This window comes from Pedobacter sp. GR22-10, from assembly GCF_026239715.1.
Lineage (GTDB): Bacteria > Bacteroidota > Bacteroidia > Sphingobacteriales > Sphingobacteriaceae > Pedobacter.
The window spans coordinates 265,920-291,232 of the sequence record NZ_JAPIVR010000004.1; the positions used below are offsets into that span (position 1 = coordinate 265,920).

Sequence of the window (25,313 nt, forward strand, 5' to 3'; positions counted from 1 at the left end):
GGTGATCGCTAACCAAAACCTATGAGAAAAGCCCAACCTTTAAAAATCTTCATCACCCTTTTACTTTTAACGGGTTTCAGTTCAGTAAAAGCGCAACAATACCCTTTTCAGGATTATAAACTGCCTTTTGAAAGAAGAGTTGATGACCTGGTTTCACGCCTGACACTGGAAGAAAAAGTATTTCAGATGCTCAACTCTGCCCCGGCCATTCCGAGGTTAAAAATCCCGGCATACGACTGGTGGAACGAAACCCTTCATGGCGTGGCCCGTACCCCTTTTAAGGTAACCGTGTTTCCGCAAGCCATTGCCATGGCAGCCACCTTTGATTCGGATGCCCTGTTTAAAATGGCTGATTATGCTGCACTAGAAGGTCGTGCCATCTACAATAAAGCGGTAGAATTAGGCAGAACCAATGAGCGCTACCTGGGTTTGACCTACTGGACACCCAATATCAATATTTTTCGCGATCCCCGCTGGGGCCGGGGTCAGGAAACCTATGGTGAAGACCCTTACCTTACCGCTACTCTGGGTGATGCTTTTGTAAGAGGCTTGCAGGGTGATGATCCTAAATATTTAAAGGCCGCTGCCTGTGCCAAACATTATGCGGTACATAGCGGACCGGAACCACTGCGGCATGTATTTAATGCCGACGTCAGTCAGTTTGATCTTTGGGATACCTATCTTCCTGCGTTCGAAAAACTGGTTACCCAATCTAAGGTGGCGGGTGTAATGTGTGCTTATAATGCCTTTCAGGGGCAGCCTTGCTGTGCCAGCGATTTACTTATGACAGATATCCTGCGCAGGCAATGGAAGTTTACCGGTTATGTAACCTCCGATTGCTGGGCGATAGATGATTTCTTTAAAAACCATAAAACCCATAAAGATGCTGCTGCAGCCTCTGCGGATGCTGTTTTTCATGGTACTGATATTGATTGTGGTACAGATGCTTACAAAGCCTTGCTTACTGCAGTTAAAAACGGAATCATTACAGAAAAGGACATCGATGTTTCCGTAAAACGCTTATTTATGATCCGCTTCAGACTGGGCATGTTCGATCCGCCAGCGATGGTTAAATATGCCAATACCCCCATCACCGTATTGGAAAATAAGGATCATCAGGCACATGCACTGAAAATGGCCCGCGAATCAATGGTTTTACTGCGCAATGAGGCCAATACCCTTCCGCTGAAAAAAAACCTGAAGAAACTGGTGGTTTTAGGTCCGAATGCAGATAATGCCATTGCCGTACTGGGTAATTATAATGGTACCCCATCCAAAATCACCACGGTACTGGAAGGCATCAAAAACAAAGTTGGTCCAAATACAGCGGTGGTGTATGAACAAGCCGTATCATTTACAAACGATACCCTTTTAAATTACCTTGATCTGGACAAACAACTGAACATCGACGGTAAGCAGGGATTTAAATCAGAATATTTTAAAGGGGAGAAACTGGAAGGAAAACCAATTCTTACACAAATGGAGGCCAGCCTTAACCACAGTTGGCAGGAAGGCCAGCAGATGGAAGGAGGCCTTACCGCAAATCATTTTTCAGCACGATACACCACCGACTTTAAAGCCGCGCAAACAGGCAGCATGACTTTTGAGCTGGAAGCTGATGACGGCTACCGCTTTTTTGTAAATGGGAAAAAAGTATTGGATGCCTGGACCAGAAACCGCTGGGGAGCACAAACCTATAAGCTACAAACCGTTAAGGATAGTACTTATAAACTGGTTATTGAATACTGGCAAGGCGAAGGTACCGCTAAAATCCGCTTCTCCGGCGGTGCATTTATGCGTACTGATTTTAATGCTTTGGTCAAGCGGCACCAGGATGCAGATGCCTTTATTTTTGCAGGAGGCATCTCTCCTCAGCTGGAGGGCGAAGAAATGAAGGTCGATCTTCCTGGTTTTAGCGGTGGCGACCGGACATCCATTATGCTTCCACAAGCGCAAACAGCATTAATGAAAGCCTTAAAAAACAGCGGTAAACCAGTGGTTTTTGTGATGATGACAGGAAGTGCCATTGCCATGCCTTGGGAAGCAGAAAATATTCCGGCGATTGTTAATGCCTGGTATGGTGGTCAATCGGCTGGTACGGCCATCGCTGACCTGCTTTTTGGCGATTATAATCCATCTGGCAGGCTCCCGGTTACTTTCTATAAAAGCGACCAGGATCTGGCCAGCTTTAATGATTACAGTATGGAAAACCGGACCTACCGCTACTTTAAAGGAAAGCCGCTTTTTGGTTTTGGCTACGGATTAAGTTACACCACTTTTCGTTATGAAGGGTTTAACGCACCTGCAACAATTAAAGCGGGTAAAGGCACTAAAGTCACCGTAAAAATCACCAATACCGGAAAAATGGAGGGTGATGAGGTTGTACAACTATATGTAACGCACAGTGATCCGGCGATTAAAACTGCCAGGAAAGCACTTAAAGGTTTCCAAAGGGTAAGCCTGGCCCCTGGCAAAAGCCAGCTCATCAGTTTTAACCTGCAACCCGATAACCTTACCTATATTGATCAAAACGGCAAAAAACAACCGCTGAAAGGCAAAATAGACATTACTGTTGGTGGCAGTCAGCCCGACGAAACCTTGAAAACCAGCGGAAATATTTTAAGCCACACGCTTAACATCAACTAAAATGAAAAGAACAATATACCTGGTACTGACTTTTATCGCCTGTGCCTATCTTGCAAAAGCCGAAGACGGACATGAACTTTGGCTGCGTGGTAGATCTGCTGCAAGTGTTCAGATACAGCACAGCAGAAAATCATCCGTTCTGGATATTGCGATAAATGAGCTGAAAACGGGATGGCTGGGTAAAAATGAGGCCAACATAAAGTTCGAATTCAGCCAGCATGCATCCATTAAAGGTGATGGCTTTCGCCTGGAACAGGATAAAATTATTGCCAGAACCGATCTCGGCATCCTTTATGGAACCTATGAACTGCTCAGAAGGCAGTATCTGGGCAAAACGGATGATCATTTTAGTTCCAACCCCTCCTATTCCCGCAGGATATTGAATCATTGGGATAATCTGGATGGATCAGTAGAACGTGGTTATGCCGGTCAATCCATCTTCTGGAAAAATGATCAGGATTTAACCATCAGCAAGGCAGATGAGGCGCTTTATCAATTATATGGCAGGGCCAATGCTTCCATCGGCATAAACGGAACAGTATTAAACAATGTGAATGCCTCGGCAAAAATTTTAACGGCACCCTACCTTAAAAAGGTTCAGGCCATTGCCGGAATTCTACGCCCCTATGGTTTAAAGGTTTACCTGTCTGTTAATTTTTCCTCACCGGTTACCATCGGAAAACTGAAAACTGCCGATCCACTTGATCCACTCGTCAGAAAATGGTGGGCAAACAAAGCGAAAGAAATTTACCAGCTGATTCCTGATTTTGGCGGTTTTCTGGTGAAGGCCAATAGTGAAGGGCAACCGGGTCCGCAGGATTTTGGCCGCACACACGTGGATGGCGCGAATATGATGGCTGATGCGGTATCTCCTTTCAACGGAATTGTGATGTGGCGGGCTTTTGTTTACCAAACCAGCGAACAGGACCGAACCAAACAGGCTTATACAGAATTCCTTCGCTACGATGGGAAATTTAAGAAAAATGTGATCCTCCAGGTCAAAAACGGACCATTGGATTTTCAGCCCCGTGAACCTTTCAGTGCCTTATTTGGTGCAATGAACCAGACACGGGTGATGCCGGAATTTCAAATTACGCAGGAATACCTCGGCCAATCCAAACAACTTGCTTTTCTCTCTACCCTCTGGGAGGAATGTTTAAACAGCGATACTTACCAGAAAGGCAAAGGAAGCACTGTTGCGGTGGTTACTGACGGAACACAGGATAAAAGTACATTCACTGCTATTGCAGGTGTGGCTAATATCGGTTCAGACCGCAACTGGACCGGGCATATTTTTGCACAGGCTAACTGGTATGCCTTCGGCAGATTGGCCTGGAATAACCAGCTTAAAAGTGAAGAGATTGCAGATGAATGGATCAGACAGACATTTTTAGGTGTTCGGGAGAATGCAAAAGACCAGTCATTTGTGAAACCCGTTAAGAAAATGATGCTCGAAAGTCGCGAAGCAATAGTGAATTACATGATGCCATTTGGCCTGCACCACATCTTTGCCGAGGGACATCATTATGGCCCTGCCCCCTGGTTTGCCAATACTAAAATCAGGGCCGACTGGACTTCTGTATATTACCACAAGGCAGACCTGGAAGGGCTGGGTTTTAACAGGAGCCACAGCGGAAGCAATGCCGTAGCACAATACCATGAACCATTGCGTTCCAGATTTGATGACCTGAATACCTGCCCCGAAGAATACCTGTTGTGGTTTCATCATGTGCCCTGGACTTACCGGCTTAAAAATGGTCAAGATCTTTGGACAGCACTCTGCTATCGTTATGATACCGGCGTACAACAGGTGCGGGATTTCCAGAAAACCTGGGATAAAATGCATGGCCTTGTAGATGAAGAACGCTTCATGGCAGTACAATCCAAATTGCGGATACAAAGCCGTGATGCCCAAATCTGGAAGGATGCCTGCCTGCTGTATTTTCAGACTTTCAGCAAAAGGGAAATTCCTTTTGATATCGAGCGCCCTGTTCATGACCTCGATGCCCTGAAAACCCTGAGCAAAAGTAAAAGTTATGAGTAGTTTTGGTACGCCATACCGCCTCGTTTTTGCGAGGCGGATTTTTCAGCAACCGAAGGATATTAAACAGTATTTAATATCCCGGGTTTTGGTTCCGGTATGCTTTTGGACTAAGTCCGGTGATTTTTCTGAATATCCTGGAGAAATATTGCTGGTTTTCAAAACCAGTTAATCTGGCAATCTCTCCATATTGTATATTGGTGGTCATAATCAGATATTGTGCCCTTTCAATACGCTTTTCCAGTATAAAATTGACCGGACTTTTACCTGAATACCGATGAAAGATTCGGGAGAAATAATCTGTATTGAGATTTGCATCCGAAGCCAGTTGACTGACCTTAAGGGGCTTTGCGATATTAATCTGTATATAACTGATTGCCGCGAGAATTGCAGAAGGTATAGCCTCCTGATTGGAGATCCCAAATCTTTCTGACTTCATAAACCTGGATAACAGCTGCAAAATAATGCCCTGGGTTTCAAATTGTGTGGCAGCTGTTTGAAGCTCATTCAGTTTCGTATACTCCTTATAATAAACATCTTTTTCGTATACTTTTGGATTATCAGAACGGTTGATTCCTCTTCCGGGGTTAATCTCAAGCAGCCTTTTAAAGTTACCTACATCAATGGCAGATGCAGCTACACTTAAAACCTCCCTGCAATGTCCGAATAAGGAAATGCCATCTGGTGACTCTTCAAAAAACTGAACAAAATATTGCGACAAATAATTCTCGCAATGCAAATCACAGAGGGTAAAACTAGGAATGAGATACAGATGACCTGCTGCAAGTGGCGTACGTCCGGCTGGACTATTGATATAACCTGTTCCATCTTCAATGTAATAAAGCCTGTAGTAAGGGCTGATGACATTGATAAAATTCCAGCTGTGTCCTAACCTTACGGCATCAGCATTTAAAAGATGAAAATGGTTTTTTATAAATTTCATGGATAACAGCATACTAAATCTTCCTGACGTTTCTTAGGGGAGACGATGTAGCGCGCAATGAATATATCAAATGCGGTCAATGCATCAAAGTAATCTGATCATTAATTATCCATTAGTTCAAAAAGAGATTTCATTATATGGACTAAGACCGCTCATCATCATATAGAAAACGGCCGGAAAAAATCCGGCCGTTCTCATCTCAAATAAGTTGTGATATGGAGCCGTGATGAATTAACTGATTTTTATGGGGACGGCAAAAGATGGCAATTTGCTGTGCGCCGGAAAGGTTACCTTCAAGCCATCTGCGGTACGTGAAAACGGCAAGGGTGCACCTGTTGCAACCAACTCCACTTTATTAATTTTTTGTCTGTAATACGGACTATTCTCTGCCAGGCTTTTGATGAATATGACGTCTTTTTGCGGCACAGACATGATGGTTGCAAATAAAACATCACCTTTTGTGGCAAACCTTACATCTTCCACCGTAAAAGATTTCCCCTTGCCTTCATTAAAACCTTGTGCCGTTAGTGCAGCAGCAGCCTGTTGTGCCGGACCTTCGCCAAAAATCTTCCAGGGGCGGGTTTTATAAATACTTTCACCATTCTCCCGCATCCACTGGCCTATCTCTTCCACAATCTTTGCTTCCAGTTCGTCCATGTTGCCATCCCCCCTTAAAGGTATATTTAACATCAGATTTCCATTTTTACTGACAACATCAATAAGTGTATGTATAACTGACTGTGGGGTTTTATACCTGTTCTGATCATAAACTTCGCGGTTATAATGCCAGTCGCCGATACAGGTATCCGTTTGCCATGGTAATGGCTCAATAGCATTGCTTTGACCTCGTTCAATATCCCACACCATGGCCTTTCGCTGTTCAACATCCAGAATTTTGCCTGTGATTACCGCCTGAAGGCTTCCTTTTTCCTTTATACTTTTATTGTAGAAATGAGATGCGATCTTCAGTCCTGCATCACTGATTGGCCATAAGGGGAGCTGCGAATCGTCAAAATAGATCATATCTGGCCCGTACTTATCAATCAGCTCAATGGTCCGTTTATAAAAATTTTCAATATATTTTTGATCGGGGATGCTTACCCCATTCCCCCAGTTCCACTGGCGGTGAATCATGCCATCATCTAAACTGTTTTCACTTAAAGCATGGTTCTGGGCATACAGTTCCTGAGGGTCAAGCCCCTCCCACCATTGGCCTTTACCCTGAGCTTTTGTGAGCTTCCCGTCATATGGAACACCTGCCAGTGGCCCGGATTTATCCGAGCGTTGTGCTGTTTCAAACCAACTCCAGGCATGTGCGGCATGCACACTTACACCAAAGTGTAATCCTCTTTTGCGGGCTGCATCAGACCAGCCTTTAACAATATCTTTTTTAGGGCCTATTTTGGTCGAATTCCAGTTTTTCTGGTAAGAACTATCATATAAATCCAGGTTATCATGATGGTTGGCTAGAGCCATAAAATATTTCGCACCTGTGCGGTGATAAAGATCTACAATGGCCTGGGGATCCCATTTTTCTGCTTTCCAGGTATTGATCACATCTTTAAACCCAAATTTAGAGGGATGTCCATATTTTTTGAGGTGAAACTTATACTGACCGGAACCTTCCATATACATATGCCTGGCGTACCAGTCGCCTGCCTCTGGCTGACATTGAGGCCCCCAGTGTGCCCACATCCCAAATTTGGCATCACGAAACCACTCGGGCGTCTGGTAATTTTTTAAGGATTCCCAGGTAGGCTGAAAGGTGCCCTTCGGCAAACCAGTATTCGGGTGACCTATCATATGTTGGAGCAATGATGCTTTAGCAACCTGTGTGAGATAAAGTCCGGGGATACCGGCAGCAATGTACCTGAGCAATGTTCGTCTCTTCATAAAATATTTGGCTAAAAAGATTAAAAACAAATATACAGACCTTCCTGCCTATAGTTTTTGTATCAGTGCGACAAATTATTGTACTGATCCGACTTTTCGCTGTTTAGCTACCCTAAAGCATTCAATAATTTTACTTAAAAGATTAGCGTTTGATTTTATCTATACACGCCAACATCAAAGCATTGCCAGACGGTGTTGAGCAATCTATCAAATAAGCGGAAAAAGAAGCCTGTGAATTCAAGAATATTCCGTTCTTTGAAACATCTTTGCTTCACATTCCTTATCGCTTATGAAAGTATACTTCATTCGTTTCATTTTCTTTTTCGCCGGCATTGCTTATGCTCACGGACAAACCGATACTTTAGTTGATGCGGGAACTTATCAACTCCACTTTAAAATCAGAAAAGGCAAAGAAGCACCAATATTCTTTGAATCTGGCGGCGCACTTGATGCAGGACAATGGGATGCTATCGCGACCATACTTCATCAAAAATTAAATGCAACCATTATCACCTATGACCGCCAGGGCTTTGGGTCAAGCGGACTGGATACCACTGCGTTCAATATCCAAAACGAAGCAAAAGGTCTTCATATTGCCCTGCAAAAACTGGGATATGCCAATCGAGATATGTTACTGGTTTCCCACTCATTGGGTGCATTTTATTCCATCCTGTACGCATCTGAAAACCCTTCCACTGTTAAAGGTATACTCCTGTTAGATCCCAGAATACCTTCTAAAGCCGATATGCGCTTTGCCAGTAGCGTGTTTAAAACCTTAAACCGAAGTAATTTCAGCAAAAATGAACTTGGTTTATATTTCGTATTGGCACAAATGGCGCAGAATAGTCATTTGATCAGAAAGAAAAAAATCCCATCCCATATTCCGGTTTTGGTAGTAATGGCTGAAAAAGGACCGTTTGACAATCAGGCTGATAATGACAGATTTCAGGAAGCGCAGCGGCGTTTTATCCGCACACAAAAAAAAGGAAGCTTAATTCTTGCCAAAGGAAGTGCGCATAACATCCCACAGGATCAGCCGGAACTGGTGATATCAGAAATTGAAAAATTTTACAGGAGCTATGTTGGATCAGCGATTTCTTCTGATTGATAACCACACCAGCCAGAGAATCAGGCATCGGTACTACAATAGTGGCATAAGCCTAGGCAAATGATTTGTTCATACCCCTTTATCCCATACTCCGCCAGGAGATCTGTTTATTTAATCGTGCGGTAAATTCTATTTTGAAACGGATTTATCTTTTGATCTGAATAATAAGCGGCTGAGACAACATTCCCAAGTAAAGCATGCAATTCAAGTAAGATAGCGTTTTTCATGTTCGGATTAAAATAGATCACATAGTTAGTAGAATTCCGGGGGGTTGCTCCGGATCTAAATAAATTCCCTTTAAAGTAAAATCCAAATCTTTTTATCCGGTTTTTTTAAGATCATTATCACTAAACGCAAAACATAACAGATAGCAGCTATAAATCAAGTTAACCTCTTTCTCTCTTTATTTTTAATCTTTATAACCACAAACGAACGGCAAACTTAAGTGTTCATACACAAAATTTATGTCGTACCATACCGTATAAGAATTTATTTAGATTTCAAAAATTCCAGTATTGAACTTCCCACCTCTTCAGGCCGCTCTTCCTGAATGAAGTGGCCACTATCCTTAATCTCCTTTAATTGTAGATTTTCAATATAATTTGGCAAGGATGCCTTCAGCATTGCAAGTCCGGCACTACTTCCAATTCCTAAACACGGTGCCGCTATCATCTTCATCTGTTTAATATCCTGAATATCTTCCGGAAATGCCTGATACCAACCATTAGATCCCATAATTGCTTCTTTGGATTCGTAAGCTTTTGCATAAACCTTCCTGTCAAAATCATTTATACTTTCTTTGTCAACCAGCATTTTATCGAAGATCCAATTCTGTACAATATGATAGCGCCCTTCTAATAACAGCTCCGGTAATTCCTTTACCTGGTTGAAGGCCACCCACCAAGGGTGCACAGGCATCCCGATTGGCATCATAGGCAGTTTATAAAGATCTTCTTCGGGGTGTGGGGTGTCCAGCACAATTAATTTGTCAGTTTGATGGGGAAAGTGGCCGGCAAAACTGATGGCAATGTTGGCCCCGATGTCATGGCCTGCAATACTTACTTTATCAAGTCCTGATTTTTTCATTAGAGATGCGATATCTCCAGCCATTGCTTTCTTACTATAGCCTTCACTTGGTTTGCTTGAAGACCCCATGCCGCTATAATCAACAACAATTACTTTATGATGCTTTGCCAGCATCGGCATGATTTTGTGAAAGCTCCACCAATTCTGCGGCCAGCCGGCAAGCAGTATCAATGGTGAACCTTCACCACCTTGTACATAATGGAGTTTAAGTCCCCCTATATCCTGGTATTGGTTAGTGAACCCAGGCAATAGGCTTACAAGATATTCATCATCATATTGTTCTTTTTGTGGTAGTGTCAATTTTGAATTCATAGATTTTTTGTTTTGTGCAATGCTTCTGATGCTCGTTAGGATTAATATTAAAAGCAATACTGTTGTAAGCTTATTTCTTTTTTTCATTTCATGAATTATTTATACCAATACTGCCTTTGAAAGCAGTCCAGGAAAGCATCTTAATATCATTTACTGCTACGTCTCCGCTCGTTTGTGCTGCTATGGCAATGTCTATCATACCTCCAAAAAGATCGTAAATCCACGGGAGTGGGATCGTGCTTTTGATGATCTGTTTTTCTTGTAACGCTAGAATTAGCTTAAACCATTTTTCTTTGACATTGTCATAAACTTCCACTTCAGTACCAACTACATCAGCATATCCGCTACGATCAAATAGCTTTTTAACAAAAGAGTATTCTGTACCAATTGTTAACGCCGCGTAAAACATGTTCTCAATCTGTTTCAAAGCTTCATTACTGCTATCATAGGCTTGATTCATGGCTAAATTACATGTGATCATCATTTTTTCCTGACAACATTGGATTAAGGTACTTCGATCTTTAAAGTACCTATGGATTGTTCTTCTATTTAATCCAAGATGATTTGCAATCTCATCAATGCTTGCTTTTTCATTCTTGTTTAAGCAGAAAACGGCAGCATCAACAATTTTATCCTTTGTACTTTTCATGGCGCAAACATAAGACAAATGTCACACATAAGAGACATTTTTTTAAAATTTATTTCTTATAAAAAAGTTATGGATGAAGATTGTGTTTGCATCAACTAAGCTGTGCAGAAAGCAATTTAGGGGCTAAGAATAATTTATAGATGAATCCTGTTAGCAAAAAAAATTGATTCTTTGGAGCTGGAATTTAAAAGGGTAAAATTATGCACCAGTTACGACAAATAGAAAAGCTCAAAAAACGAACATTTTCTTGATTTTCTTTAGCAGAATTTGATTTTTTCGCCTTGCCGCACAGGGCGAACTTTAAATTCCCGAGGCCTTTAGTGGCAGACTTTCATCAAAGTGACGAAGCAAAAATAATTCCAAGTCATTGTTTTCAACGACTTGGAATTATTGGTGGAGAATATCGGATTCGAACCGATCACCTCTTCACTGCCAGCGAAGCGCTCTAGCCAAATGAGCTAATCCCCCCTATGGTGCAAAAATAGCAATTAGTTTAGCTAAAGCAAATGATAAATTAATTTATTATTAAAATTCTTTTTAAACGCTTCAGCAACATCATCGACAGCACACTTAGTGCCGAAGGTACAGGATAATCGATAAACAAAAAAAGAATAAAAGTAACCGCCAGCAACAACACCAAAAACATCAGCGCTTTAAAAAAGGTGTCCATGTAAAACATGGCTACAATAGCTAAGGTATATATTGGAATGGAAATGACGATAAGAAACATTAAACCTAAAATAGAAGGTTCATGTTAAGTCAGCATTATATTGCAATTAACTCACGTTCTTATTCGGTCCTTTCTGATCAGCAGGAACCAATGATCAAACATGAATGCTGCCAGAAAATGATCCCGCTATCCAATTTTATTTCATATCCGCAATTTTAATAAAACCTCCGATAAACTCTCCATCTGATAAAAATTAGGGTGTTCAATGGTATGATCAATATGTTCATGCGCCCAGGTGGTATGAAATGGAATGTGAATGGCATTTCCACCGATGGCTAAAACCGGTAAAACATCAGATTTCAGTGAATTACCAATCATCAGAAACGCTTCCGGTTGACAATCCAGGTGCCTGATTAACTTCTGATAATCTTTTTCCTGCTTGTCACTCATCACTTCAATGTGGTGAAAATAATGATCCAGACCAGATTTCGTTAATTTTCGCTGCTGATCCAGTAAATCGCCTTTTGTTGCCACCACCAATCTGAATTTTCCATGCAGGGCTTTCAGCACCTCTTCTACTCCCTCAAGCAGTTCCACTGGCTTATTCAGCATGGACTGCCCTAACTCAATCACCTTTTGGATCACCAAGGGATCCGCTTTTCCTTCCGTAATGCGTAAGGTAGCTTCAATCATACTTAACATAAAGCCTTTGATGCCATAACCATATAAAGGCAGATTCAGGATTTCAGTTTCATACAAAGCCGCAACAATGCTTTTTTCGGGTATAAAATCTGCTAACAGCGAAGCAAACTGCGCTTCCGCCTCACGGAAATAAGGTTCATTTACCCAAAGGGTATCATCGGCATCAAAGGCAATCACCAAAATTTGATTATCCATAATTCTGCTTAAATTTTGCGTGACAAAGGTAAAAAACATCATGATCGCATCAAGCATATTTGCCTGCCTGCGCGATCTGCATGAATGATTCAAACCAGTACCGGGACATCCTTTTCAAAAATGATATACGCTGGAATATTTGTTAGTGGAGAACGCGCGACTCCGGCGTGAAAAAGAAATCACCCGCTTTCTATGCCTGTGGCATCCTGATAATAAGTTTCATCCACATCAAAAGCCTTTTTGCAAAAAAAATGACCATAAAACTGCAAAAAATTAGTTTAAAGGGGGGCTGAAGAAACAGTTAATAAAAATTAAACAACTGACATGCTGACTTTTAAAACTAATAGAGATACTTGTGTAACGTTTTCATTAATTCATGCGTTTATCTTAAAAAAAACACCAATATTAAGAATATATTTGCAACCTTTAAACCAACGGCTCAATATGTTAAAAATATTAATTTCTAACCTGATTTTCAAAATACCTGCCCGGCCATTTCAATGGCAGTTCCAATTAATTAATAAACCTGTGCTTTAAAACAGTTTTTTTGTTGATGTAATAAAAAATTTATGAGTGCTCACATAAACGTATATACAAATTCTCTAACGGACAAACTGATTCCTGAAATTATAGAACGCTTAAATCAACATGAACATGTATTAAGCCTGGAACCGTCATTTACATTTAATAATCCAAGAAGTATTTTGTCTTTGATTTTCAGGTGGACGAAACCAAGTATTGAAATTCTGAACAACAGCGATCTTAAAGCACAGTTTAGCACATCTTTTAAGCCCTTTGAACTGGCTGAATTTAAAAGAAAAAACGTCCGCCAAAAGGTGGTGAAACAAAGTTTCATTAATAAATTATTGGGCAAAAAGAAAACCAAGGTTTATAAACCGATTAAAATCAGTGCTGAGGTAGAAGCGCAACTTAAAGGCTATAATAAGGTTTTCTCTATTAAATATTATCCTGGAAACTTATTTGAACATCACCTGGCTTCTTTATTTGGAAGCATTGTAACGGAAATGGGTAAAGGAATCTGTCATTTCACCAATGATGATACCTGGTATACAGATAAAAACGCAGTGGCAGAGTGTATGGCTAATTTGTATTCATTGGAAGAACTTTCTAACGTAGCAGAAGAAAATGTGCTGAAGATCCCCCTCGTGAAAACACGCCTTTAATTTATTATCGTCACTATAAACATTTTCTAACCAGACTTTCTTGTAAACTGTCATTTATTGTCGTTGCTTTTTAACCTTATGTTGAGGCATTAATTTTAGCAAAAAGGAAATAACGACAAACATTTTATTTGACCGTTTGTTAAAAAAACAGATAAATACGCTGATCATTCATCGCTAAATAAATGTTTTGCCGGTGATTGATTTAATGCCACATCTTTTCTGTAACATTTGGAATTTAATTGTGGAAAGGGTATCTTTTTTATTTTTGGCGCAGATAGTATATCCTTTATCTTAACGATAATACAACTATAAATTTAAAGTAAGCATATGAATGTAGAACAAGTTTTTAAAAATAACGAGGAATGGATCGGCCGGAAACTGGCTAATAATCCGGATTATTTTACAGAATTAGCAAAAGGCCAGACACCTGAGTTTTTATACATTGGATGTTCTGATAGTCGCGTTACTGCCGAAGATTTAATGGGTATACAACCTGGACAGGCTTTTATACACCGAAATATTGCCAACCTGGTCAACAACGTAGATTTAAGTGTGATGACCGTCCTGAATTATGCGGTCCGTCATTTAAAAGTGCAACACATCATCGTTTGTGGCCATTATAATTGTGGCGGGGTTAAGGCTGCCATGCAACCTGCAGATATGGGGATTTTAAATCCATGGCTCAGAAACATCCGCGATGTTTACCGTACGCACCGTGATGAATTAAATGCAATTGAAGATGAATCCGCCCGCTACAATAGATTGGTGGAACTAAACGTACAGGAACAATGTGTGAACTTACTTAAAACAGCCGCTGTGCAGGAAGCCATTACAAAAAGAGGTTTAACCGTACAAGGTTGGGTATTTGATATCCATACCGGCCGCTTAATTGATCTGAAAATAGATTTCGACAGTATCCTGAAAGACATTAAGGAAATTTACAACCTTTATCCTTAATCATATAGTCAGCCGTAATTGGCTATAAAAATTTTATTTAATAAAAAACCGGTGCCTGAAGGATATGGATGTTTAATACGCCAGCTTCAGACACCGGTTTTAATTTATAGATAGCGTTGTTTAAAGACTTTAGACTCCGAACTCAAGGCTTTGGACACCAAACTACCTTCCCATCCAGCCGCCATCAACAGTTAATATGGTACCATGAACGTAATCGCTTGCATTTGAAGCCAGAAACAAGGTTGGGCCTTTAAAATCTTCTGGTGTCCCCCACCTTCCTGCGGGAATACGAGATAAAATAGCAGTACTTCTTTCCTGGTCTTCGCGCAAAGCTGAAGTATTATCGGTTGCAACATAACCCGGGGCTATGGCATTTACGTTTACCCCTTTAGATGCCCATTCATTTGCAAAAGCCTTGGTTAAGGAGGCAATCGCACCCTTACTGGCAGCGTAACCCGGAACCGTAATTCCACCCTGAAATGATAACAGTGAAGCGGTAAAAATGATCTTGCCACTTCCCCTTGCCACCATGTCACGCCCGATTTCTCTTGTTAAAATAAAAGGTGCATCTTGATTTACGGCAATTACCTCATCCCACATTTCATCCGGGTGCTCGGCAATTGGCTTACGCAGAATTGTCCCGGCATTATTTACCAGTATGTCAATTTGCGGATGTTCTGCTTTAACTTTTGCTACAAAAGCCAGGGTAGATTCACGTTTACCAAAATCACATTGATAAGCATAAAACTTTCTTCCCAGCTTTACAACTTCCTGCTCAATTGAACTTCCTTCCAGTTCCAGACTGGCCGAAACACCAATGATATCTGCTCCGGCCTCTGCCAAGGCGACCGCCATGGCCATGCCGATTCCTCTTTTACAACCCGTTACCAATGCAGTTTTACCTGCCAAATTAAATACGTTAGCTAACATTTTTTGTTTAGTTATCATGATATCGGGATCTGCAGCACTAAATCCAGGATTCCCCCATACCATTCTTTCGAAATTATTTTAATTCAGTGATGGCACAGTGGTCCATATCACCATAATCCAGGTTTTCACCAGCCATTCCCCAGATAAAGGTATAGTTGCTGGTTCCGGCTCCGGAATGGATGGACCAGTTGGGGGAAATTACCGCCTGATCATTCTGCATCCAGATATGACGCGTTTCCTGAGGCTGCCCCATAAAATGGCAAACACTCTGTCCCTGCGGAACCTCAAAATAGAAATAGGCTTCCATTCTTCTGTCATGGGTATGGGCAGGCATGGTATTCCAGACACTGCCTGACTTTAACTCAGTCATTCCCATCTGCAACTGGCAGGTGGGTAATACACTGTTCACCAAAAGTTTGTTGATAATGCGGTGATTAGCTGTTTCAGGGGCGCCCAGTTCAACTATTTCTGCTTCGGCCTTGCTGACTTTCTTTGTTGGATAAGTATGATGAGCAGGTGCAGAATTGAGGTATAGTTTACCTGGTTCAGCAGCATCTGCCGATTCAAACGAAACAACTTTTGTTCCTTTCCCGATATACAGGGCCTCTTTATATCCAAGTTCAAATTGAACGCCATCAGCGGTGACAATGGCCTTACCGCCAACATTGATCATGCCCAGTTCCCTGCGTTCTAAAAAGTAACTGGCCTTTAGATCGTCAGGATTTGGCAAATCCAGTTTCTGATGAACAGGCATGGCACCGCCAACAATGTACCGGTCAAAATATGATAAGGTTAAATTAACCTGGTTAGCCTCAAAAATGCTTTCGATTAGAAAATTTTCCCGCAATGCTGCGGTATCCATTTGTTTAACTTCTTTCGGGCTCTGGGCGTAACGGCTTTCGAATGTATTCATTGGTTAAAATTTGAGGTGTGGTTAAAATTGAAAGATCAATCTTCTCCACAAATATATTTAACCGATCCTGATTAAAGGAATTAATAGTCAAATTGTTTTTGTCAAAAGACGAATACGTCAGTATGCAGCTATGTTCATGGAATCATCAGTTTAAGCGATATTTTCGAGATACTGCAGCACCTCTTCTTTTTTTCTGCTGGAAACGCGTATTTATGCTCCGTTTGCAAATAACCTTCTCGATCGTATTTTTTATGTGCCTGAATTGATTAAATACGATTGATGACACCTCAGAAAGCCCAAATGGTGTAAGCCAGGCTTTCGTATTCCTTCAACCTTTTGACACCACAATTTCCCGTCTGATGTTTAAATAGAAACTCGTAAACAAATTTTCTAACTGGCTTTTTTATCGGTTTCCGGTACTTTTATTTCTTCTGGTTAATTCTGATGTTGCGCTGCAGACCGAACCCAAACCAACCTATTATTGGCTGTAAAACGATATTGATCCTGCCACCATTTGGCACCGCCGCGACAAGAGGTAAGGAATAATTTCCGCTTCTGATCAAGGATAACATCGCACAGGCAACTGCAACCGGCTTTCCCATAATCGGGTTCAGACAACTGATCAAAACGCTTTGATACAGGGTTATATAACCATATGCTAAACATGCGGTACACCCCCATACCGGCATCGGGAATAGAGAATGCCAAATCATCATAACCATCAAAATTATAATCGGCAATGGTGCTTTGCCGGGCTGCATTTGGCGAATCGAAATCAGGCAGCGCAGCATTAAATCGTTTACCGTCGGGATATTGAATATTTAACTTATTGTTATCAAAATGGTTAAAACGAATTAATGCACCATGTAAAAGGTATTGATCATCATTATGGTCACCCTTATGTTCCATATTTTGTAACTTAAATCTTTTGTTATCCTTGTTGCGCAGATACCAGATGTTATCAATACCATTTATGGTTTGTGTAAGGCCATAACGGCCATTTATCTTTCCGTCAATCAGCTCATCCCACACCAATCTTTCCACATCTGGCTGCCCGTCGCTTCTACCGCTTTTATCAACGTGATAACTTTTAATGCGCAAGGCGATAATATGAGTTTGGCCCTGGTATTTAACAAAAGCACCTTTGCCTCCATCTCCAAAATAAATACTTAAGGAAAAGGGTTTACTTAAACCAACTGATTGCAAGGTGTAGGGCTGTGCCAGGCTTCTATTGCCCAAAAATACAGATAAGAGCAGGATCAGTTTTGTTACTATTTTCATTTCAATATTTCTTTAGTTTACCATTTGCAGGCATCTTATAATTCCTGAGCACACTCACTATACACCACGATTAAATTTCATCTTCCGTGAAATGGTGCCTTCCTCCTCATTTTATTCGTTATATTTTCCATTTAAAATTAATCAATCTTTTACATCATTAAACCAAGTAATTGCAATTTGCTGCAGCCGGGGGTAACAGCTGTTAGACGTTGCTTAAGATTTGATGAAACGATTATCGATGGATGATATTTAATGCTATTTACAGGGAGATGTTGGATAAACATCAATCTCCGAACTGTTTATCCTTTGGTGCAGATGTATTAACCTTTTGCTTACCTTTTGTTTACCCTTCGCTTACCCCTTGTTAACCCTTTGCTTACCCTTGGTTAACCCCTGGCCTACCCTTTGTTAACCCTTTGCTTACCTAAAAGGTAACAAAACACACTACAAATGGTATTTAGGAAGCGAGCATACTGGTATTCTTAAAATTAACCAGTATCAGACCAATGATGATGCATTGGTTATTGCTGTGGTGATAAAACTATAATAATTGCTGCTTTTAATCTATTGCCTGCTTATCCCACTCCCATCGCATGAGGGTTACATCTTTAAGGCTTAAAGAAATAAGACCTATCATAAAAGCAAACTTGTGTACATCACATTTGTTATTCAACTATAATCCATCCAGATGAATAGATTACTTGATAGAATACTTCCCTTTATTTTACTTACCTCCATGATCCTGTCCTGTAAATCAGGGACGGTGAATTTGTTTAAAGCCGCCAGCCCACATGAACAGTATCTCAGAAAACTCGAAACTTCAGGCTTAAACAAAACCGCCATGGGATCAGCCTGGATCAAAACAGCCTCTTTAAGTATGGAAAAGGCATTGAATATCAATATTCCTTATCTGGAAACCGGTTATTTTGCTTCGGACAGAACACCTGCCGCCGCTTACAAATTCACGGCCACGAAAGGACAAAAGATAAACATCTCCATCACTAAAAAACCGACGAATGCTGCCATGCTCTACCTTGATCTCTGGCATTTACCGGCAGATGGAAAAATCAGGATGGTGGCATCTGCAGATACGCTGAATAACCCCATCCAATACGACATTGAGGCTTCAGGAAATTACCTGATCAGATTACAGCCTGAACTGCTGCAAAGCGTTCAGTACACTTTAGAAATCACCTCAGGCCCTTCACTGGCTTTCCCTACGCAATCAAAAAGTAAAAACATTGGAAGTTTCTGGGGCGACGGACGAGACAATAATGCCCGGAAACATGAGGGAGTTGATATTTTCGGCACTTTTCGAAGTCCGGTTTTAGCCATTGCCGAAGGTACCATCACCCGGGTAAATGAAAATAACCTGGGCGGAAAAGTGGTTTGGCTGAGACCAAAAGGTAAAGATTATACGCTATACTATGCACATTTGGATGAACAGATCGCCATGCAAGGCCAGGAAGTAAAAACAGGTGACACCATTGGTTTGATGGGCAATACAGGAAACGCCAGAAATACTCCCACGCACCTCCATTTTGGGATATATGCTTCTGACGGAGCTACGAATCCTTTGCCCTTTATTGATCCGGTAACGAAAACACCTCAAAAAATTATTGCTCCCCTTAACAGTCTTAATGAAAACTTAAGAACTTCGAAAGCGGTGAAATTTTACCGTACGCCTTCTCCGGCTGCCCTTGCAGAAAACCTGGATGCGGCTACTCTTCTGAATATTCAATCGGCAACCGGCCATTTCTATAAAGCTGAATTACCTGATGGCAAAACCGGATTTGTACCAAGTGCAGCATTAAGTAAAATAAACAAACCCTTAAAAAAAATTAAAGTTAATTTGGCCCAACAAATGGTTTACGACCAGCCAGATAGTGTAGCCGCTGTAAAAAAGACACTGGCAGCCGGACAATTGGTAAACGTTTTAGGTAATTTTGGAAATTATCAATTCATCAGTGAAGATCAAGTGCCTTTGGGTTGGATTGTTAAGTAATTTTGAATATGAAAATATATCAGCATGCGCTTTCATTGCGCGCAAGAAGAAGAGGATTTCACCTCATTACGGATGAAATAGAAAATTCGATGAAAGAAATCAGTTTGATAAAGGCCGGTATTTGCCAGGTATTCATCCAACATACCTCTGCTTCATTAACCATTAATGAAAACGCCGATCCCACGGTAAGGGTAGATTTTGAAATGTTTTTTAACAAAACAGTAATGGAAAATGATCCGGCTTATGAACATGATTATGAAGGTGCTGATGACATGCCCGCACATTTAAAATCAGCTTTACTGGGCAGTTCCGTTACCATTCCTATCCGTAACGGAAGGCTGGCACTTGGCACCTGGCAAGGGATATATTTAGGTGAACACCGCAATCATGGCGGTCCCAGGCAACTGATCATCACCGCCTGGGGAGAATAATACACGATAGCGTAAAGGGCTGCTTCTCAAATCAAATTGCCATCACCGGAACATTTTAAATGTGCTTACGTAAAAGGATTATTCTTCAGATGCATGCTGCTTCACTTCTTCAACAAGCTCAGGATGATTATCCTGGATAGAAACATGGCCGGTTTCAACCTCTACCTCCTTCAGCGTTACCGCATAGTGTGAAGGATAAATTTCTGATCCGTAGGCAATGGCATAAGCTTTGGTAAATTCGGCTCCGAAATATAAAATGATGGAGGAATAATATGTCCACATCAACACGACAACCAACGATCCTGTGGCACCATAGGTTCCACCCACATCACTTTGTCCGATATAAAGGGAGATGGCGAACTTTCCAATCATAAACAAGATGGCGGTAACCACTGCTCCGGCAATTACATCCCGCCATTTAATAATCGCATCTGGCAATACTTTAAAAATCACCCCAAAAATTAAGGAGATAACAGATAGAGTTACTACCTGGTTAATGACATAGAATACATAATAAGAAATATCTGCAAAACGGGCCTGCAACCTGGCGCTAAATATATCTAAAAGGGAAGTTACGGCTAAAGAAACCAATAGGACAAAACCTAAACTAATGATCACAGAGAAAGACAAAAACCTGTTCTGCAGCATTTTCACCCACCCTCTTTTAGGTTTAGGTTTGATGCCCCAGATGGTGTTAATCGAATCCTGAATGTCGCCAAAAATAGTAGTTGATCCAATCAGTAAAGTAACAATACCAATAATCAGGGCAATGGTACTTTTGCCATCCAGGTAAGCATTTTTAATCAGCTCCTGCAAGGATGCTGCAGACTCGCGACCTAAAAAGCCCTCCAGTTGCGCATATACCTGACCTTCGGCTATTTCTCTTCCTAAAAAAATACCACATAAAGAAATAATAACCACCAGAAGCGGCGCCATCGAAAACACAGTATAATAAGCCAGTGAACCACTTAGCTTCGTAACCTTATGGTCTCCAAAACCTGTAAAAGCGGCTTTTAACACGCTCCATATTCCCTTGATAGTGATTTTGTTCTTTGCCATAAATAGATCGGATAGAATAAATATATACCTATTCTAACTGTTCTGCCGGCAGAATTGTTTAAACTTTATAAGAATGAACATCAAAAGTCATCAACTTTTAATCACTTAACGGGATCGAGAAACTAAAAACAGAACCTTTGCCCTCTATGGAGTCAACCCATATTTTGCCGCCCAGTCTTTTAATAATTTCTGATGAAATATACAGTCCTAAACCCAAACCCGGAAAAGTATGTTGCTTTTCCCCGCTCACCCTGTAAAACTGTTCAAAAACATGATCTTTTAATTCGGGGCTGATGCCAATTCCATAATCCCTTACCGAAACCTGAACACGATCTTCCAGATCATGCGTATAAATCACCACTTCACTGGCACCAGGAGAATACTTGATGGCATTGGTTAACAGATTGGTTACCACCTGGCAAATGCGATCACGATCACCGATAATATTCCTTCTGAACCCCAGGTCTGCACGAATAGCGTGATTAAAGGAAGTCCGCTGAACATCTTCAATCACCTCCTCAACCATTTCATTGAAATCAAATTCTGTTGGGTTAAACTGCAGCCTTCCGGAATTCATTTTAGTGACATCAAGCAAATCGCTGATCAAACTGCTTAAACGGTCTACCTGTTTATTCATCCTGGCCAGAAGATCCGCATTTTTAAAATCACCGGAACGCTTAAACATAGCTTCCAGTACCTGTGCATAGGCTTTAAGACTGGTAACAGGTGTTTTTAATTCATGACTGGCAATACCTAAAAAGTCATCTTTTTGCTTTTCCAGTTCCTTTTGGTGATGAATATCTGTGTTGGTACCATACCATTTGATGATATTTCCTTCAGCATCTTTAAGTGGAATCGCCCTGACCAGGTACCAGCGGTAGGTTCCGTATTTATCCAGGCAGCGAAATTCAATTTCATACGGATTACCCGTTTCTAAAGAGGCTTTCCAGGTTTTAATGGCATCAGGAACATCATCAGGATGTACATTCTCTGCCCAGCGGCTGCCCAGTGTTTCATCATCGCCTTTACCGGTTTGGTCAAACCATCGTTTATTGATATAATCCAGGTAGCCGTCTGGCTTACTAGACCAAACTACGGGCGGTACACTATTGGCTAAGAACTCCAGTTCTTCCACTGCATTTTGCAAGGCTGCATTTTTATCAGCCAGAATTTTCCGGATGTTTAGTTCCGGACGTAAATCTCTGGCGATGGCTGCTATTGCCACCGGCATATTGGTAAATTCTTCCCTGATCATATAAAACTGTTTATGAATGGGGATGATTTCTCTGGTTACCTGATGGATTAATTCCAGTTCTCCAGACCATTTTCCTTCAGCAAAAAGCACGGGAAGGATTTCCTTTTTAATCTTGTGATTTGATGCCTCGCTATGGTAATCAAAAAGATTGGTGTTCAGCAATTGGTCTTTATCAATGCCGATAAGGGCAATACCTGATGGATTGATATAGCGGGTACGGCCATCTATGTCGCAGTAATTACAAAAATCTTCGCTGCTGCCGATGATGGCTGCCAGTTTCTGAAGATCTGCCTTTACCCTGATTTCCGGCCTTAAATCCCTGGCGGTGGCTCCCCTTCCGATAATCTCACCTGTTTCCAGATCTTTGATCAGTAAATAGCTAACCATACAGGGAATACTTTCCCTGGTTTGATAGTTAACCAGGGTGATATGGCCTGTCCATCCCCGTACTGCATCAATCTCATTGATAATGTGGTTCTGTACACGTGCCAATTCTTCAGGAGTATAAAAATCACCGGCACTGAATTTACTGACGTCTGCATCCAGCGCTACGCCCAGCATTTTCCTGGAGGCTTCATTCATGTAAATCAGTCTGCCATCTAAATCGGCAATAGTCATGTGGTCGGCATTATGATTGACCAGCGTTAACATCTGATGTTCCCTTTGCCTGGATTTCACTTCATCTGTGATATCCTGTACGATACCTGCAAAGCGGTAAGCAATATCGTTTTCATTAAAATAAGCTTTTCCTTTACAGTGAACCCATCTGATCTGGCGATCTTCTTCATTGATGGTGCGGTATTTAATATCATATTGCCCGTCATTGACCTGATGAATAGCCTTAGATACGGCCTCACGAACCATTTTCTCATCCTGAGGATGGATACAGGACAATACTTCTTCATATTTAACCTCGCCCTCTTTACCAAATCCAAAAAGGGTCCTGCATTTATCATCCCAGTTTACTTTGTTGTTAATGGGATCAAAATCCCATGTGCCAATTTCAGCCGATAGCAATGCAAAAGATAAACGTTGCTGTGTTTCAATAATTTGCTTTTTTGCTTCTACCAGCTCGGTAAGATGCGCGGCGGTATTAATAATGGCAAAAACTTCCCCCAGATCATTTCTGATGGGTTTATAGGTAAAAGTAAAATAGAAAGTTTGTAATACACCATTTACCTCCAGATCTGCAGGAGATTCTTTGGTATGATAAGTTTCCCCGCTTTGAAAAACCTGACTTAATATCTGAAAAAATGGTTGTCCCTCCAGTTCAGGAAGTGCTTCCATGAGTTTTAATCCGATAATTGAGGCTGATTTACCCCACAAATCGAGCATGGCCTGGTTTGCAGCTCCTATGATCATATCCACTCCAATATATAGGGCTGTTGGCATCGGTGATGCCTCTACCAGAGACTTATATCTCTCCTGCTCAGAAAATAGCGTTACCATTAAATAGTTTTGTTCATTAAAGATAAGAAATACTATTTAATCAGAAATAAAAGCAACAAAAAAGCCTTGATTAAATCAAAGCTTTAGAGAATATTTCATGTTTATTTACTTTTAATCCATGTGGCAATATCATTAACCAACACTTCTGAAACATTTTTTGGGATCTGGTATTGTGCAGAGCTGCCTTTTTCGGCTTGTACACTTAGCAAGTGGTTAAGTTCAGGATAATATTTAAGCTGAACATTTTTCTTTTTTCCCAATGCCGCATTCCAGAGGTCATAATCAGTTTTACTTACCTGGAAATCATTTCCGCCCTGCAGGATATAAATTCTTTGTTTATTTAATCCTTTCGCTGCATTAACCTGATCATAGGCATTTAAATCGGCCCAGTATTTTGCCGGTATACCCAATATTATGGAATCTGGTTTGATGCTTGTACCTAATTGTGAGATTCTGCTTTTATTGATCTGTTTAACAGCCTCATTCAGTTGCGCTTTATTCTCTGCTGTGGTATCTTTAGAAAGATTAAACATGTATTTATTCTGTTCGATAATGATATCCGTTAGCTTTCTTGCCGGAGCCGCCGCCAGAATGATGCCGGCCAGATCTGGTGTGCTAGTTGCAATTCTCGGTGCTAACATACCACCCAGGCTATGTCCGAATACGTATACCTGCTTTATATTTGCCCCTGTAATGGTTTTGGCCATGGCAATAGCAGCCGCAGCATCATCCAATACTTCATCCTTTACGGTATAAACATTTGCAAATTCATTGGGGTATACCAGCGTTCTTTTCACATAGCGTACCGAGCCGATTCCTTTGGAAGCTAAACCTGTGGCCAGATCTTTAAAAGGTTTGTTTGCACCGATCGTTTCATCCATATCGCTTGGCCCCGAACCATGCACGAAAACCACCATCGGAAAATTCTTCATATCTTTAGGTGTGGTAATGATGGCAGCCAGTTGCTTTCCGGCTGCACCAATATAAACTGATTTTTCGCTATAGCGACTCGTATCAGCATAGGTTGGTTTTAAATAAGCCGACGCTGTTTTAGGCGGAGCCAGAAAAATGCCCACAATTTTTTGTGCTTTATTAAAACCTAAAATAAAATTCTGATCTCCGTTACTGAATTTACCTTCAACAGTTACGGCAAAAAACTCACCCTGTGCCTTACTTTGAATCGCATCGAATGATTCTGCCTTTCCGAATTTGGTTCCCATATCTAACCATAACTTTTTTAATCCTTCTTCGGTAAGTTTGCTTTTCAGGGTGTCATCAAAAATGGCATGCGCATCGGCAAATTTTTCTTCCTGTAATAACTTAAAGAAATCATTTGCGCCATTAAATAGTTGAATGACATTTTGTGAAAATGCACTTGTGGTAAACAAAAGTGCGATGATCATTAAAATATTTTTTTTCATGTCTGGTCTTGGAATTGTAGATATTCAAAGTTAATAATATTTACCACTCAAAAGCCGCTGAATCAACTACCTATTTAGTTTTAACTTTTTTTAACATTTAGCAGAGTAAGAATAACATGTTGTCGTTTCTCTTTCAGCATACCCTGGCATCCTCCACGCCATCAACTGGCTGATGTGTAACGA

The 25,313-nt window shown here is 41.0% G+C and carries 18 protein-coding genes and 1 tRNA gene; 7 read left to right on the forward strand and 12 right to left on the reverse strand.

From position 1 onward, the window contains the following. Window positions 1-21 precede the first annotated feature (21 nt). Together OQX64_RS17670 and OQX64_RS17675 are read left to right on the forward strand one after the other, a co-directional pair. Window positions 22-2,646 (forward strand): glycoside hydrolase family 3 C-terminal domain-containing protein, encoded by a 2,625-nt coding sequence (locus OQX64_RS17670; RefSeq protein ID WP_265819775.1) that lies wholly within the window; start codon window positions 22-24, stop codon window positions 2,644-2,646. A 1-nt stretch (window position 2,647) separates the two neighbouring features. Next, window positions 2,648-4,690 carry an alpha-glucuronidase gene (locus OQX64_RS17675; RefSeq protein ID WP_265819776.1) on the forward strand — a complete coding sequence of 681 codons (2,043 nt, stop codon included), beginning with the start codon at window positions 2,648-2,650 and terminating at the stop codon, window positions 4,688-4,690. 70 nt (window positions 4,691-4,760) lie between these two features. Here the strand turns inward: OQX64_RS17675 and OQX64_RS17680 are convergent, their stop codons facing one another. Continuing rightward, window positions 4,761-5,630, reverse strand: a complete 870-nt coding sequence (locus OQX64_RS17680; protein ID WP_088299899.1) for a helix-turn-helix domain-containing protein — start codon at window positions 5,628-5,630, stop codon at window positions 4,761-4,763. A 231-nt stretch (window positions 5,631-5,861) separates the two neighbouring features. Beyond that, complete coding sequence (locus OQX64_RS17685; protein ID WP_265819777.1) at window positions 5,862-7,523, reverse strand: alpha-L-fucosidase; 1,662 nt, start codon at window positions 7,521-7,523, stop codon at window positions 5,862-5,864. Window positions 7,524-7,812: 289 nt separating this feature from the next. Here OQX64_RS17685 and OQX64_RS17690 point away from each other — a divergent pair, with 289 nt between their 5' ends. After that, window positions 7,813-8,631, forward strand: a complete 819-nt coding sequence (locus OQX64_RS17690) for an alpha/beta fold hydrolase (protein WP_265819778.1) — start codon at window positions 7,813-7,815, stop codon at window positions 8,629-8,631. A gap of 489 nt (window positions 8,632-9,120) precedes the next feature. On the opposite strand, the gene OQX64_RS17695 is transcribed toward OQX64_RS17690, so the two are convergent. The 4 genes from OQX64_RS17695 to OQX64_RS17710 form a co-directional block, all read right to left on the reverse strand. Further along, on the reverse strand, window positions 9,121-10,116 hold the full coding sequence (locus tag OQX64_RS17695) for an alpha/beta fold hydrolase (protein WP_265819779.1): 996 nt from the start codon (window positions 10,114-10,116) through the stop codon (window positions 9,121-9,123). A gap of 1 nt (window position 10,117) precedes the next feature. After that, complete coding sequence (locus tag OQX64_RS17700) at window positions 10,118-10,678, reverse strand: TetR/AcrR family transcriptional regulator (RefSeq protein WP_265819780.1); 561 nt, start codon at window positions 10,676-10,678, stop codon at window positions 10,118-10,120. 391 nt (window positions 10,679-11,069) lie between these two features. Next, window positions 11,070-11,146, reverse strand: a tRNA-Ala gene (locus OQX64_RS17705). 403 nt (window positions 11,147-11,549) lie between these two features. Further along, on the reverse strand, window positions 11,550-12,245 hold the full coding sequence (locus OQX64_RS17710) for an HAD family hydrolase (RefSeq protein ID WP_265819781.1): 696 nt from the start codon (window positions 12,243-12,245) through the stop codon (window positions 11,550-11,552). 569 nt (window positions 12,246-12,814) lie between these two features. Between OQX64_RS17710 and OQX64_RS17715 the strand changes: the two genes are divergently transcribed. Then, complete coding sequence (locus OQX64_RS17715) at window positions 12,815-13,429, forward strand: hypothetical protein (RefSeq protein ID WP_265819782.1); 615 nt, start codon at window positions 12,815-12,817, stop codon at window positions 13,427-13,429. 327 nt (window positions 13,430-13,756) lie between these two features. After that, on the forward strand, window positions 13,757-14,386 hold the full coding sequence (locus OQX64_RS17720; protein ID WP_088299233.1) for a carbonic anhydrase: 630 nt from the start codon (window positions 13,757-13,759) through the stop codon (window positions 14,384-14,386). 162 nt (window positions 14,387-14,548) lie between these two features. Here OQX64_RS17720 and OQX64_RS17725 read toward each other — a convergent pair whose 3' ends face one another. The 3 genes from OQX64_RS17725 to OQX64_RS17735 form a co-directional block, all read right to left on the reverse strand. After that, window positions 14,549-15,316, reverse strand: a complete 768-nt coding sequence (locus OQX64_RS17725; RefSeq protein ID WP_265819783.1) for an SDR family NAD(P)-dependent oxidoreductase — start codon at window positions 15,314-15,316, stop codon at window positions 14,549-14,551. Window positions 15,317-15,389: 73 nt separating this feature from the next. Next, the gene (gene kduI, locus OQX64_RS17730) at window positions 15,390-16,229 is read right to left on the reverse strand and encodes a 5-dehydro-4-deoxy-D-glucuronate isomerase (protein ID WP_265819784.1); all 840 of its coding nucleotides are present in this window, start codon (window positions 16,227-16,229) and stop codon (window positions 15,390-15,392) included. Between the two features lie 435 nt (window positions 16,230-16,664). Next, entirely contained in the window at window positions 16,665-17,510 is an 846-nt protein-coding gene (locus tag OQX64_RS17735; protein ID WP_265819785.1) for an XAC2610-related protein, read from the reverse strand. Window positions 17,511-18,198: 688 nt separating this feature from the next. Here OQX64_RS17735 and OQX64_RS17740 point away from each other — a divergent pair. Both OQX64_RS17740 and OQX64_RS17745 read left to right on the forward strand, forming a co-directional pair. After that, window positions 18,199-19,515, forward strand: a complete 1,317-nt coding sequence (locus OQX64_RS17740) for a M23 family metallopeptidase (protein WP_265819786.1) — start codon at window positions 18,199-18,201, stop codon at window positions 19,513-19,515. Window positions 19,516-19,523: 8 nt separating this feature from the next. Beyond that, on the forward strand, window positions 19,524-19,946 hold the full coding sequence (locus OQX64_RS17745) for a secondary thiamine-phosphate synthase enzyme YjbQ (RefSeq protein ID WP_265819787.1): 423 nt from the start codon (window positions 19,524-19,526) through the stop codon (window positions 19,944-19,946). A 78-nt stretch (window positions 19,947-20,024) separates the two neighbouring features. On the opposite strand, the gene OQX64_RS17750 is transcribed toward OQX64_RS17745, so the two are convergent. The 3 genes from OQX64_RS17750 to OQX64_RS17760 form a co-directional block, all read right to left on the reverse strand. Beyond that, window positions 20,025-21,005, reverse strand: a complete 981-nt coding sequence (locus tag OQX64_RS17750) for a YihY/virulence factor BrkB family protein (RefSeq protein WP_265819788.1) — start codon at window positions 21,003-21,005, stop codon at window positions 20,025-20,027. A 97-nt stretch (window positions 21,006-21,102) separates the two neighbouring features. After that, entirely contained in the window at window positions 21,103-23,709 is a 2,607-nt protein-coding gene (locus tag OQX64_RS17755) for a PAS domain-containing protein (protein WP_265819789.1), read from the reverse strand. A 101-nt stretch (window positions 23,710-23,810) separates the two neighbouring features. After that, window positions 23,811-25,130, reverse strand: coding sequence for a DUF3887 domain-containing protein (locus OQX64_RS17760; RefSeq protein WP_265819790.1), 1,320 nt, complete (start codon window positions 25,128-25,130; stop codon window positions 23,811-23,813). Window positions 25,131-25,313 lie beyond the last annotated feature (183 nt).

Excerpts from the sequence above, each read along its gene's own strand:
- OQX64_RS17670 (WP_265819775.1), top strand. The coding sequence starts at position 22 with ATGAGAAAAGCCCAACCTTTAAAAATCTTCATCACCCTTTTACTTTTA.
- OQX64_RS17675 (WP_265819776.1), top strand. The coding sequence starts at position 2,648 with ATGAAAAGAACAATATACCTGGTACTGACTTTTATCGCCTGTGCCTAT.
- OQX64_RS17680 (WP_088299899.1), bottom strand. The coding sequence starts at position 5,630 with ATGAAATTTATAAAAAACCATTTTCATCTTTTAAATGCTGATGCCGTA.
- OQX64_RS17685 (WP_265819777.1), bottom strand. The coding sequence starts at position 7,523 with ATGAAGAGACGAACATTGCTCAGGTACATTGCTGCCGGTATCCCCGGA.
- OQX64_RS17690 (WP_265819778.1), top strand. The coding sequence starts at position 7,813 with ATGAAAGTATACTTCATTCGTTTCATTTTCTTTTTCGCCGGCATTGCT.
- OQX64_RS17695 (WP_265819779.1), bottom strand. The coding sequence starts at position 10,116 with ATGAAAAAAAGAAATAAGCTTACAACAGTATTGCTTTTAATATTAATC.
- OQX64_RS17700 (WP_265819780.1), bottom strand. The coding sequence starts at position 10,678 with ATGAAAAGTACAAAGGATAAAATTGTTGATGCTGCCGTTTTCTGCTTA.
- OQX64_RS17710 (WP_265819781.1), bottom strand. The coding sequence starts at position 12,245 with ATGGATAATCAAATTTTGGTGATTGCCTTTGATGCCGATGATACCCTT.
- OQX64_RS17715 (WP_265819782.1), top strand. The coding sequence starts at position 12,815 with ATGAGTGCTCACATAAACGTATATACAAATTCTCTAACGGACAAACTG.
- OQX64_RS17720 (WP_088299233.1), top strand. The coding sequence starts at position 13,757 with ATGAATGTAGAACAAGTTTTTAAAAATAACGAGGAATGGATCGGCCGG.
- OQX64_RS17725 (WP_265819783.1), bottom strand. The coding sequence starts at position 15,316 with ATGTTAGCTAACGTATTTAATTTGGCAGGTAAAACTGCATTGGTAACG.
- kduI (WP_265819784.1), bottom strand. The coding sequence starts at position 16,229 with ATGAATACATTCGAAAGCCGTTACGCCCAGAGCCCGAAAGAAGTTAAA.
- OQX64_RS17735 (WP_265819785.1), bottom strand. The coding sequence starts at position 17,510 with ATGAAAATAGTAACAAAACTGATCCTGCTCTTATCTGTATTTTTGGGC.
- OQX64_RS17740 (WP_265819786.1), top strand. The coding sequence starts at position 18,199 with ATGAATAGATTACTTGATAGAATACTTCCCTTTATTTTACTTACCTCC.
- OQX64_RS17745 (WP_265819787.1), top strand. The coding sequence starts at position 19,524 with ATGAAAATATATCAGCATGCGCTTTCATTGCGCGCAAGAAGAAGAGGA.
- OQX64_RS17750 (WP_265819788.1), bottom strand. The coding sequence starts at position 21,005 with ATGGCAAAGAACAAAATCACTATCAAGGGAATATGGAGCGTGTTAAAA.
- OQX64_RS17755 (WP_265819789.1), bottom strand. The coding sequence starts at position 23,709 with ATGGTAACGCTATTTTCTGAGCAGGAGAGATATAAGTCTCTGGTAGAG.
- OQX64_RS17760 (WP_265819790.1), bottom strand. The coding sequence starts at position 25,130 with ATGAAAAAAAATATTTTAATGATCATCGCACTTTTGTTTACCACAAGT.